Raw genomic sequence first — 11,951 nt, forward strand, 5'->3', positions numbered from 1 at the left:
CTAAATAAAAAGTCTTTCAATTATCTATTGAAAAACTTTTTATTTTCTAATTATAAATCTTCATTTTCATTATGCCAGCATTTAGGGTAAAAGTCGCGGTTGTATTTGCGCATTTTAACAAATCTACAATAATTCCGCACACAATCATCATCCATATCAAAATCAGGGCGACAATGATGGTGTTTTGGCATATGTTTACACATTTTATGTAGCTCCTCTTTAGAACAATCATGATCTGCCGCATATTTACACCATTTCTTAAACTTTGCCATGCAGTCTGCCGGATCAACCATTTCCCCCATTTTTTCTTTGAAATCGTCATCCCAATTATTGCTTATTTTTTCTAATAATTGTCTTAGTTGCTTCTGTTCTTCCTCTGTTAGACCAGCAAAAAATGGTTCGGTATCCCGCTTATCTACCCACAGCTTTAATTTGTTAGCCTTTTCTCTTCCAGAATCAGTTAAATAAACCCGTTTTACCCTTTTATCTTGGTCATCAGTTTTACGGGTAATATCGCCTTTTAGTTCCATTTTTTTCAATAATTCAGCAAGAGAACCCGGTTTAAGAGCCAGAATCTCCGCTAAGTAATTTTGCGATAAGCCATCTTCAAGTTTTAAGACAGCTAAAACCCGTTTTTGCCCTGATATTGGTCCCTTGTTCTGATATAAATAATAACGACTGGCACGCATTATGTAATGAAGCTGTCTCATTAAATCATCACTTAATTCACTCATAATTAATCTCCTTTAAATTAAAAAAGTTAGGTACCTAATATTTATAATTTCATTATAGTTTGGTACCTAACAAAAAGTCAAATTATAGCAAAAGATTTTTAGTGTAAATTAATGGCTAAATTCTGCTTCAACAATTTTAATTTTCCCCCGCATCTGCCACAGGCAAAGCGCCGCAAGTTAAGCCGCCGGACACGTAAAAACTCTTGGCCGCATTTGGTGCAAACATATAAATATTTTGCTTTCCTAGTCCTTTTTAAGCCAATATCCGGTGCATAGCGCGAGCCTCCTACTGCACTAAGCAAAGTTTTAAAATCTTGATCTTGATGACGGTAGCCTTGATGACTTAAATGCAAGTGATAATGGGTTAATTCGTGTTTAATAATGCCAATCAATTCCCGGAAATATTGCGGTGCTAAAAAATGGGCGTTAATCTCAATATGATGATCGTCTAAATGATAGCGACCACCGGTTGTGGTCATCCGGTAATTAATTTTTACTTGGTGGTTAAATTGCCTGCCAAAATACCTGAGAGAAACTTGCTCCACTAAATTTTGCAATTCTGCTGCAGTCATATTATCTGAAAAGTTTGGCATAAAGAGCTGCCTCTTTTTTAGTCTTAATCCTGACTTTAAGAGCCGTAACCAATTTTCTTTTTAAAGGTTTAGCACCTTCCATCCACGTGCCGGTAAACACATGAATAGTTTTTGATTGTGCTGACGGATTACAAAGAATACCATCAGGATAAACATGGATTCCTGCTTGCAACTCCTGCTCTTGGTTATTTGGTTGGGCACCATACTTATTTTTTAAAATATCAGACATAGAAACCGTATTAACACCTGCCAGTTGGTCTTGCTTATCAAAGGTAAAATTGCGGTCATCATAATAAGAAAGCATGTCCTGAATGAGAGGATGTCCCTTTTCAGCTCCAAAGACTGCCGTAAACGGATTCTCTTTATTTTCAAAGCCAACAAATGCCTTATTATTTAATAAATCATGCAAATCATCCAGCACCAAGACATCAGTATCCATATAAATGCCGCCCATTTCGTAAACGGCCTTAGCCCTGATATAGTCGGAAACAAATGCCCATTTTTTTGCTTGATAAGCCTGCTCAACATATTTATTTTCGTGAATGTCAAAATTATGCTCATTCCACTCAATAATCTGATAGTCTTGCAAATGTTTTGACCAAGTTTTCATACAGCGCTGAATATTCTTGGGTTTGGGATTGCCGCCTACCCATACATAATGAATTATTTTCGGAATCATAACTAACCTCGAGTAAAAAACTTTTTCAATAACAATATTATGTCTTGGTTAAAATCAAGTTTAAACAAAAACATCAAAGCAATGTACAAAACAAACATAATAATTGATTTGAATAACATATTAAGAAAAGCAGATGCAAACATTTGTGGTAAAAAGAGCCCGACTGCTAAAACAATAATAGCAATTATAAAATATTTGGGAATTTCACGAAAAGAGTATTTAAAATCATAGCCATCGCGAACTATCCATAAACGCAAGACTAATACAATGAACTCGGTGATTAAGATCGCAATCATTGCCCCCGTGGCGCCGTAAAGCTGATCTAGAAAGTAGCTCAATACCACTTCTAACACAGCGCCGACTATCACTGGAATAGCATAGTCACGATCTCGGTGATTAGCAAGTGCAAATTGATTGGCAAATACCCCGCCTGTAGGAATCATAATGATTGTCAACGCAAAGAAAAACATCAGCGGGGTCATAGGAATAAATTTATGACCAAAAAAGAAGGGCACAAATTCTTTAGTATTAGCCATTATGATGACTGCAAACAATGTTCCCAGCATCACGGTTGCTTCCAAAGACTTTTTTAAAATGACCCTTTGTTCTTTTTTACCTTCACCCGCCATTTTAGGCATGATGACTAAAGAGATACTGGTAACAATTCCTAAAACCATATTGGAAATTCGTTGCGAATTATCATAATAAGCAACTTGGGTCGAATTTTGAAACAGTCCTAATATCGGTTTATCAAGCGAGGTATAAATTTGGGTGGCAATTTGCGGAATTAAAAGGGTAATGATTGCTTTAACAGTTGCGCGGTATTGATAAAAATGCTTGACGGGTCCACCAACATAGCGGTGAATGTCAAACCAAAAAACAAACGATCCTAGCATTGTAGAAACTGACATAATCAACATGTATTTCCACAAGTCACCCGGATTTTTTACTAATAGTAAGATTAAAAAAACAGATACTAATTTAACAGCAGTATTTTTCAAAACTACCCGGCCGAAATCTGCCAATCCCTGAAAAAACCAGGAAATATCTACTTGAGCTGAAATCAGATATGGCACCATTAACAATAAATATTGACCGTACTTAATCTTAAAAAAGCTGGTCACAGCAATTAAAATACCAATAGTTACAATTCCGGCAATTGCTTGAAAATACCATAAGCCCCAGAATGCCTTAGTCAAATCTTGCTGATTGCCAAAGGCCCTGATTTGAGAAATTGTCCGCATTCCAATATAGGAGACAGAAAGCGTACAAAAAATCATCAAAAACTGCACAATGTTGTTAACATTGCTGTAAATACCGTAAGTTTTAGGACCCAGAATTCTAGAAAGATAAGGAACCGTTATTAAAGGTACTAATACTAGAAATATTTGGTAAACCGCATTATATAGAATATTTAAAAAAGTTCTTTTCACAATTCTCCCTCTAGTATTTTTTTGTCATTAAAGTGAAAACCTGCTCACAATATGAAGCAGACTGCACCTCATTGGTTAAATTGCGCCAATATTGTCTTTTAGCTTGGTAATGGTCTGGAGCAGCAACTGCTTCTAATAATTGCGTTTGCGTATTAACACATTTACCGGGAACCACCTCTTTAAATGGTCCAAATAGCAGCCCTCGAGTTTTTTCATATTGCTCAAGATACGCGGTTATAAAAACAATAGGCTTATTCAAATTGAGATAGTCAAAATAAATTGAAGAAAAGTCAGTAATCAGAAAATCAGTGCTGCCCAGCAATTCGTACAAATCATAGTCATGCTGGTACAAAAAATCGTTGTTAAGAAAACTGATATTTGAAAAATGACTGTGCTGCTTTTTGAATAAACGCATTTCGTAGGGATGCAATTTAACAATTAAAAATTGGTTTTTGGCCTTTAAACTGGCATTCAGCTTTTCCACATCAAAATCGGGTAATGCCAAAAAATTACCGTCCTTAATGCGATTCATAATTTCTTCATCCGCCATTTCATAGCGAAATGTGGGCATGAAAATTCCAATTTGTGCCTGAACATCATCTTGGCCAAATAATTGCTGTAAAAGTTCTTTTTTCGTCACTGCCGGTCTGGTTAAGGCGTCAAGACGGGGAAAGCCAACTTGGCGATACTTATTGGTTTCAATACCAGTGCACGCACTCATCAGAGTTTCATAGAAATCAGAACTGGAACAAACCATATCGGCATTTCGCCGCCATAATCTGGCATTGCGCTCATCAGTTTTATAATCAGTATTATTAGCCATGATGCCCATTCTCTTGAGTGGAATACCATGCCAAAACTGGATGCTAATTTGCTTACGGTGAATTTTAAACGGTTGGTGTGTCGTAAAAATGTATTTTGCTGCACCAATTTGTCTCCATGTTTTAAGTGGTAAATGTGAGGATGGCCAAGGTTCCACCAAAGCAACATCATATTCCGGATGGTGCTGTCTTAAATATTTGGCAAACAGATAGCCGTTAGACCCGGAACGGCCGGCACCATTCAAAATTACCACCTTATTTTCCTTGATCCTTGTAAGTTTAGCTCCGATTCTCATTAAATTGAGATATAGCCGAAATAAAATATTTTTCATTATTTAACTTCCCAAATTCTTATTCATTATAAGAGTACAGAAAAAGCCTGAGAGAACTCAAGCTTTTTTGCTTTATTTTTCTGTTTTTTAATGATTATCACTCAGTAAAACTTCAAAAACGTTCATTCTGGTAACAAAAAGCAGTTTGCAAATCTATTATTTACTATTAGAATATGAAATGTTAAATAGAGCTTAAACAAAGGAAAAAAATGAACACCAAAAATTCCGTTTCTAACAAAGTTATAGTAATATATCTCGTCATCTTTTACATTTGGTGGACGATTGAAGAACTCGCATATTGGAGTTATACCAGCAACACTTTAGCACAGGTTTTACTAAGTTCATCAGTCAAATTACTTACTTGGAGTATCCCGGCATTTATTTTAATTAAAAAATATTCTCATCAACTCAAAATCGGGTATCCCCAACTATTCAAAAATCGTTTTAAGCCATCGCCATATTTAGTTGGTATCTTTATTATGGTAACCTATTTGGCTATTATACTTTACTTTGAAAACGGCGGTTTTAAAATTAATCCTAATTTTAGAGCCAGTGATTTCATTGATAAATTTTTAGTGGTTGGAATTACTGAAGAATTAGTGTTTCGCGGTTGGCTTTTAAATGCTCTGCTTAAGAAAATGTCAACTTGGCTGGCTCTCATCGTTAACAATTTACTCTTTTTGTGTATTCATTTGCCAATTTGGTATCAGACCCATACTTTGGTAGCTAATTTTACCTCGGGTGGTTTTATCAGTGTTTTTATTTTGGGCTTGATATTCGGGCTGCTATTTATCAGAAGCAAAAACATCTGGGTTCCGATTGTTTATCATATGCTTTGGGACATAATCGTGACGATTTTTTAAAAACAAAAAAGACAGTGAATATTCACTGTCTTTTTCTTAATAAATAGCTAATGGTTCCTTATGATCCGGCTTAGGATAAGCATGTTCTAACTCCTGTAAATCTGCAGCAGACAATTCAATATCCAAAGCTTTCATATTTGATAACAGGTGAGTTGAACTACTGCTTTTTGGAATGGCTAATGTTTCGTCCTGTTGCATTACCCAAGCTAACAAAATCTGGTATGCACTGGCATGATGCTCAGCCGCTACTTCTATGACAGCCTGATTTTGCATCATGGTGCTACCCATCTTGGGTCCACGACCTAGCGGACTATAAGCTATGAGAGGAACACGATGCTTTTTTTGCCACGGAAGCAAACTAAACTCAATTCCTCTGGTTTCTAAATTATAAAGATCCTCATTAACCGCGCAGTTTTTACCATGTGGCAGTTGCCATAATTCTTGCATATCAGCAATATCAAAGTTTGATACGCCCCAAGAGCGAATAAGACCTTCATCTTGTAAAGACTGCAGTTCTGCCACGGTTTCTGTTAAAGGGACCATGCCCCGCCAATGATAAAGATATAAATCCAGATAATCGGTTTGAAGTCTCTGCAAACTTGCAGTCAAACTTTGACGCATTCTCTTTGCAGAAGCATTCTGTGGCAGCACTTTGGAAATTAAGAAGATATCAGAGCGCTGATAGTTTTTTATAGCCTTGCCTACCAGTAATTCAGAACGCCCATTGCCATACATTTCGGCGGTATCAATTACCTTTAATCCAGCATCAAGACCAGCACGGATAGCTTTTATCTCCTCATCTTGTACTTCTGGATCATCTCCCATTTCCCAAGTGCCAATACCTAGTGCTGGCAGAACTTGGTCGTTAATTGTGACACTTTTCATAAGAAACCTCCTTATGAACAACACCCAACTTTATTTGTGTATATATAACTGATGATATGTAGGTACATGATTTACATTATAATAAAACATATTCTAAACATTTATACCTGCTAGAACCAATTGTAACACCACTCGCCTGCTTTATGCGCGAATATGTCCCGTATAATGCCTATACATCTCTCTTTTAATGTGACGCCACTTTACTTACTTGATAATGTCTTTTTATGTGAAAGCGGAGTAATTGTTTTTTATTTATTATCAGTATAAAATCAAACTTAAAGAGGTAAATTATAATGGTAAATAATTTCAAAAATTCAGATAAATTATCTGGACAAAAATGGTTGATAATACTACTGGCAAATGTAATAGCCTATTGTTGCTTGATCATGCCTGGTATACAAGTACCGGAGTTTTTAGTTTTTGATGAAAATCATCCTACTTTAGTAGCCGCCGGTTTTCAAATTTTGGTAGTAACTGTCTTTTTACTAATTCAAATTATCGGTGTACAAATTGCTACTGGACGAAAATGGCATGAACTTTTTCATATTCCTCACGCTAAAGAATGGCTGTGGGTATTAATTTTCTTTATTTTTGCTTACATAGTTTCTGTTTTATCAGGAATGGTTTCGCAAAAGCTATTTGGCTCGGTGTCAGGTAATGCCGCTGCCGGACTGACAATGAACACCCCCAATGTTTGGCTAATCTTTATCTATCAGCGCTTTAGCAGTGCAATTCAAATTATGGGCGAAGAATTCTTAGCAATCATGCCGCTTTTAGCAGTCACGCAATTAGTTAGTGCAATACACTGGCCCCATCCGTTACTCTGGGGCAATATCGCCTCGGCTTTAATTTTTTCATTACTACACTTATCTACTTATGATTATAATTTAGGCTATGTTATCTTGGGGTTAGCATTCACACGTTTAGTATTAAACTGGGCTTTTATCAAAACAAACAACATGTGGGTGAGCTTTTTAGTTCACTTTCTATTTGACACTTTAGCTTTTTTAATGTTGCTACTGGTAACAAAATAATTACTAAAACTTGCTTTTAGTTTATATCATAACTGCTAATTAAAGTGGCAGTTATGATTTTTTATTTATTCGGAAATTTAACCAGCAAGCTTGATATTTAATGCAACATTATCTATTAAGAAATCAAATGTCAAATGCTTATTTTTAATAGAATTACAACCAAATAAAAAAGCCGCTAGCACCACATGCTAACGGCTTGATCTTATTTTTTCTTTAATGAACGCTGAAATTTACGCAATTTCTTTAACGCCCAGTCATAATGACTAGAAGTGTTCGCAATAAAGTATGTAGCTAAAGCATTATTTCCAGTCCACGGAAAAACTTTCTTTTGAAAAAGTTGCTCTTCAGAAAAAGTGTCTAGCAATTTCATTGTTTCTTTATGGCTTTGAGCTAATAACTTTTCTGCCTCTGGCAAAGAAGTAGTTTGGTGTTTTTGCCAAAATTGCTGGTTCATTTCACCATAATTGCGCCAATTATACCCTGCCGGCAAGAAATCCTGCTCTTTACCAGATTGATTATTTTTAATCCAGTCTAACAGCAACCTTTGCCATTCATATAAATGGACCAATACGTCGCGCACATTATGATCTCGCTTCCAGTGAGCTTCTTTTAGTTTGCTCGTGTCGAAGTTAAAGTCTTCAGACCGTGCTTCTTCAGGAAGATTAGCAATCAAATCAACAATCTTTTGATATGAAGAATTACTAGCTTCAATCAATTCTGTTTTTGTTTTTGGTCGTGGCATATTTTTACCCTTTATTAAAATCCCAATTTTTTCAACTTTTATCATTTTAGCATAGAGTATTTATTTCTTGGAAAAATTTTATTAATTTGCACTAATTATGCAAAGACAACTTGGTAATAAAAAAAGCATAATACTAAATTGTAGTATTACGCATTTTATTCTTATTAATTTACGATAAATGCTTACCAATAGCACTACCAATAATTGATAATGTAAAGCACACAACAAAATACAGGACTGCCAAAGCAGCAAACATCGGTAAGATGTAGTTTGCATTTTGCCCATAAATCACCTGCGCATGTTGCATCATTTCCGGCACAACAATGATCGTCGCAAGTGAAGTATCCTTAATCAGAGAAACAAACTGACTGATAATTGTCGGAATCATGTTTTTATAAGCTTGAGGTAGAACCACATGCCAGAGCGCTTGAACAAAAGACATGCCAGTTGACCGTGCACCTTCCATTTGCCCGATAGAAACTGATTGAATACCTGAACGCACAATTTCAGCAATCATACAAGATTCAAATACCGTCATCGCTATTATTGCCGCAGGGATTGTCTCTGGTCTTAAACCAAAGTTCGGTAAGCCAAAATAAGTAAAGAAGATAATCAACAGCAAAGGAATATTTCGAATAATATCAATAATAAAACCTACAAAAGCCGAAAGATACTTAATTTTAGTGTATCTGATTATTCCTAAAATTGAACCAATAATAAAACTTAAAACAACTGAAATTACAGATATGTAAATAGTTACCCAGAGGCCCATTAACAAAAAGCGCACATTAAGCCATGAAAAGGCATTAATCCAATTTTGCATTTTCTAGTACCTCCTTTTAACCTAATTTCTTTTCTAAGTGTCGCATATAATAGCTAAGCGGCAATGTCACTATTAGGTATAAAACCCCTACAACCAAATAACTGTTAATGGTATCAAAGGTAGTAGATGCAATTGAGTTTGCCTGATACATTAAATCGAATCCAGCCACAAAAGCTAAAACCGATGAATTTTTAACCAAGTTAACAAACTGGTTACCTAATGGTGGAATGACTATTTTAAATGCCTGAGGTAAAATAATGTAACGCATTGCCTGCCAATAAGTCATGCCAGTTGACCGCGCACCCTCCATTTGTCCGCCAGAAACAGATTGAATTCCTGACCGAATTGTTTCTGCAATAAAAGCGGAAGTGTAAAGTGTTAAGCCAATAGTTCCCGCAGTAAAACCATTTATTTTGACCACATACATAGGAATTACTAAATAGAAAAACATAGTAATTACAAGCAAAGGAATGTTACGCATAATTTCCACATAAGCATGCCCAATTACACGCATTACTTTACTTGGAACAACTTCCATAATTGCAAAAATTGTTCCAATTATTAAACTGAAAAATAGAGCAATTACACTGGATAATACTGTCCAGCCCAAGCCAATAAACAGCTGGGTGCTGAATTTTGAAAAAATATTAATCATCGGCGATACAGCTCCTTATACTTAAATCCTGGAACATCGCCAAACCACTTTTTAATTAAGCGATTGTATTCACCGTTATGCTGCATTTCAAGAACTGCCTTGTCTACAGCTTCAGTAAATGAGGTTTGTCCCTTATTAACCGCAACACCGTATGGTTCAACAGTAAAGGTACCGCCACGAACTTCGTAGCCCGGATTTTGCACCGCTAAACCAAATAAAATCCCGTTATCAGTAGTTAGAGCATCTCCTTGATGTGACTTCAATGCATTCATTGCTTGAGCGTAATCCTGCAATTCGATCACTTTTGCTTTAGGAGCTACCTTTTTAATGTTTGCAACCGAGTTGGCACCCACAACACCGATAACTGTCTTACCATTTAGATCCTTGGTACTCTTAATTGGAGAGTTTTTAGGAACTAACAGAGATTGACCGGCATCAAAGTATGATTTTGAAAAAGAAATAATCTTTTTACGTTCTGGCGTAATTGACATAGTGGCAATTACGGCGTCGACATTACCATTCTTTAACAGTGGGATTCTGGATTGAGAGGTAGTAGTGACAAACTCTGCCTTGCCACTAGGTCCCAAAATATGTTTGGTAATATGTTTAGCCATATCAACATCAAAGCCCTTTTGCTGTCCGTCTTTAACATCAATTAAGCCAAAAAGCTTAACGTCACCTTTAACACCCCAAACAATAGTATTAGATTGCTTAGCATTTTTTAAAACGGATTGATCATTAACGCTTTTACCACAGCCGGTTAACATTAAAATACATGCTAATAAAGGAAGTAGCCAAAATTTCTTTTTCATGATTGGCCTCCTTAGTGAGAAATGATTTTACTCAAAAATTGTTGTGCCCGCTCCGTCTTAGGCTGTTTAAAGAAGCTCTCGCTATCGTCATCCTCAACAATCCGACCTTGATCCATAAAGATAACTCTGTTAGCTACCTCTTTGGCAAAGCCCATTTCGTGAGTAACAATTAGTGAAGTCATTCCACTTTCATTAGTAACTCGTTTCATAACTTGTAAAACGTCATCAATCATTTCCGGGTCAAGAGCAGAGGTTGGTTCATCATATAAAATAAGCTTTGGCTTCATTGCCAAGGTCCGCGCTATCGCGACACGCTGCTTTTGACCACCGGAAATCTGTGACGGCATATTATGTGCCCATTTCCGCAGTCCAACCATATCAAGTAAGTCTAAAGCCTGTTTTTTATTTTCATCTTCAGGAATATGACTTACTATTCTAGGCGCCAACATGATATTTTCAAGCACATCTTTATTTTTATATAAATTAAAGTGCTGGAAAACCATGCCAACATCACTACGTAAAATATTAAGATTGGTCTTAGGATCTGACAGATCGTGACCGTTAACTATTAACTTACCTTTCTGGATTGTTTCAAGGCCGTTTACGGTACGTACCAGAGTACTCTTACCGGAACCAGATGGTCCAATCAAAACCACCGTCTCACCTTGATCAATCTCTAAATTAATGTCGTGCAATGCATGAAAATGGCCATAAAATTTTTGCACATTATGGAATTCAATCATCGACATTGTCATCGCCCCTTTCATAATCAATGCATGAAATAATAAGTTATAGAAACCATTTTACTATACCAGTTAAGAATTTTAAAAGTTATACACGTTTTTTAATAAAAATTTATAGAAGCACATGTTTAATTCACATTATCTCAAAAGTGAATTTTGCACTGCTATATCAACAAATTTAAAGTTTTTGCAAAACTTTTTATGTTCATTAATAATATTTTACCGGTAAAAGTTGCCAGTAATAATTAAAATTATCTGGTAAATAAACTAGCTCTATTTGCATATTACCACTTTTAAATTCAAACAAGCTGGATTACACTTTTTAGAAAGGAGATTTTTATGAAAAAAAGTGAAAATTATCAACTACTTTATAAACAAGCTCAAAGTCTGCTGCAAGATGAACACGACTTAATAGCCAATATGAGTAACATCAGTGCTTTGCTTTATAACGGCTTAAAAGATGTCAGCTACGCCGGGTTTTATCGTTATCAAAAGCAAGAGTTAATTTTAGGACCCTTTCAGGGCCCTGTCGCCTGCATGCATATTACACTCGGAAAAGGGGTTTGTGGGGTAGCAGCAAAAACGCGCAAAACTCAAATTGTGCCTGATGTCCACCAATTCTCTGGTCATATCGCCTGTGATGCCAATACAAATTCTGAAATTGTAATTCCTGTTTTAAAAAATAATAATCTTATTGCAGTGCTTGATCTTGACAGCAATAGCTTTAGCAGATTTGATCAGGTGGATGCAGATTACTTGTCGCAAATTGCCGCTCTTATTTTAAACTAAGCAACTCACTTTC

Annotated in this window: 14 protein-coding genes; 3 read left to right on the top strand and 11 right to left on the bottom strand. The window is 35.9% G+C overall.

Annotated elements, in window-relative coordinates; genetic code table 11:
• Positions 1-50: 50 nt before the first annotated feature.
• The 5 genes from H3T47_RS08390 to H3T47_RS08410 all read right to left on the bottom strand — a co-directional run bounded on the left by H3T47_RS08390 (position 51) and on the right by H3T47_RS08410 (position 4,592).
• Positions 51-734, bottom strand: a complete 684-nt coding sequence (locus H3T47_RS08390; RefSeq protein ID WP_199283162.1) for a MarR family winged helix-turn-helix transcriptional regulator — start codon at positions 732-734, stop codon at positions 51-53.
• A gap of 98 nt (positions 735-832) precedes the next feature.
• Positions 833-1,306: a SprT family protein gene (locus tag H3T47_RS08395; protein ID WP_199283187.1), complete on the bottom strand. Its 474-nt coding sequence runs from the start codon at positions 1,304-1,306 to the stop codon at positions 833-835.
• Position 1,307: 1 nt separating this feature from the next.
• On the bottom strand, positions 1,308-2,006 hold the full coding sequence (locus H3T47_RS08400; protein ID WP_199283163.1) for a glycosyltransferase family 32 protein: 699 nt from the start codon (positions 2,004-2,006) through the stop codon (positions 1,308-1,310).
• A gap of 2 nt (positions 2,007-2,008) precedes the next feature.
• Positions 2,009-3,439: an oligosaccharide flippase family protein gene (locus H3T47_RS08405; protein WP_199283164.1), complete on the bottom strand. Its 1,431-nt coding sequence runs from the start codon at positions 3,437-3,439 to the stop codon at positions 2,009-2,011.
• A gap of 10 nt (positions 3,440-3,449) precedes the next feature.
• On the bottom strand, positions 3,450-4,592 hold the full coding sequence (locus tag H3T47_RS08410) for a CDP-glycerol glycerophosphotransferase family protein (RefSeq protein ID WP_199283165.1): 1,143 nt from the start codon (positions 4,590-4,592) through the stop codon (positions 3,450-3,452).
• Between the two features lie 209 nt (positions 4,593-4,801).
• Here H3T47_RS08410 and H3T47_RS08415 point away from each other — a divergent pair, with 209 nt between their 5' ends.
• Entirely contained in the window at positions 4,802-5,455 is a 654-nt protein-coding gene (locus H3T47_RS08415) for a CPBP family intramembrane glutamic endopeptidase (protein ID WP_199283166.1), read from the top strand.
• A 36-nt stretch (positions 5,456-5,491) separates the two neighbouring features.
• On the opposite strand, the gene H3T47_RS08420 is transcribed toward H3T47_RS08415, so the two are convergent.
• The gene (locus H3T47_RS08420; protein WP_199283167.1) at positions 5,492-6,340 is read right to left on the bottom strand and encodes an aldo/keto reductase; all 849 of its coding nucleotides are present in this window, start codon (positions 6,338-6,340) and stop codon (positions 5,492-5,494) included.
• Between the two features lie 293 nt (positions 6,341-6,633).
• Here H3T47_RS08420 and H3T47_RS08425 point away from each other — a divergent pair, with 293 nt between their 5' ends.
• Positions 6,634-7,374, top strand: a complete 741-nt coding sequence (locus H3T47_RS08425; RefSeq protein WP_199283168.1) for a CPBP family intramembrane glutamic endopeptidase — start codon at positions 6,634-6,636, stop codon at positions 7,372-7,374.
• Positions 7,375-7,576: 202 nt separating this feature from the next.
• Here H3T47_RS08425 and H3T47_RS08430 read toward each other — a convergent pair whose 3' ends face one another.
• From H3T47_RS08430 to H3T47_RS08450, 5 genes are all read right to left on the bottom strand, one after another.
• Positions 7,577-8,116 carry a ClbS/DfsB family four-helix bundle protein gene (locus H3T47_RS08430; protein WP_199283169.1) on the bottom strand — a complete coding sequence of 180 codons (540 nt, stop codon included), beginning with the start codon at positions 8,114-8,116 and terminating at the stop codon, positions 7,577-7,579.
• A gap of 169 nt (positions 8,117-8,285) precedes the next feature.
• Positions 8,286-8,939: an amino acid ABC transporter permease gene (locus tag H3T47_RS08435; RefSeq protein WP_199283170.1), complete on the bottom strand. Its 654-nt coding sequence runs from the start codon at positions 8,937-8,939 to the stop codon at positions 8,286-8,288.
• Between the two features lie 16 nt (positions 8,940-8,955).
• Positions 8,956-9,594, bottom strand: a complete 639-nt coding sequence (locus tag H3T47_RS08440; RefSeq protein WP_046326835.1) for an amino acid ABC transporter permease — start codon at positions 9,592-9,594, stop codon at positions 8,956-8,958.
• A complete protein-coding gene (locus H3T47_RS08445) occupies positions 9,591-10,406 on the bottom strand; it encodes a glutamate ABC transporter substrate-binding protein (protein ID WP_187159223.1) in 816 nt (271 codons plus the stop codon). Before H3T47_RS08445 ends, H3T47_RS08440 begins: the two co-directional genes overlap by 4 nt.
• 11 nt (positions 10,407-10,417) lie before the next feature.
• A complete protein-coding gene (locus H3T47_RS08450) occupies positions 10,418-11,155 on the bottom strand; it encodes an amino acid ABC transporter ATP-binding protein (protein ID WP_038521630.1) in 738 nt (245 codons plus the stop codon).
• A 333-nt stretch (positions 11,156-11,488) separates the two neighbouring features.
• Here H3T47_RS08450 and H3T47_RS08455 point away from each other — a divergent pair, with 333 nt between their 5' ends.
• A complete protein-coding gene (locus tag H3T47_RS08455; RefSeq protein ID WP_199283171.1) occupies positions 11,489-11,938 on the top strand; it encodes a GAF domain-containing protein in 450 nt (149 codons plus the stop codon).
• Positions 11,939-11,951: the final 13 nt, after the last annotated feature.

The sequence above is a fragment of the Lactobacillus sp. W8093 genome, from assembly GCF_016100925.1.
GTDB classification, from domain to species: Bacteria; Bacillota; Bacilli; order Lactobacillales; family Lactobacillaceae; genus Lactobacillus; species Lactobacillus helsingborgensis.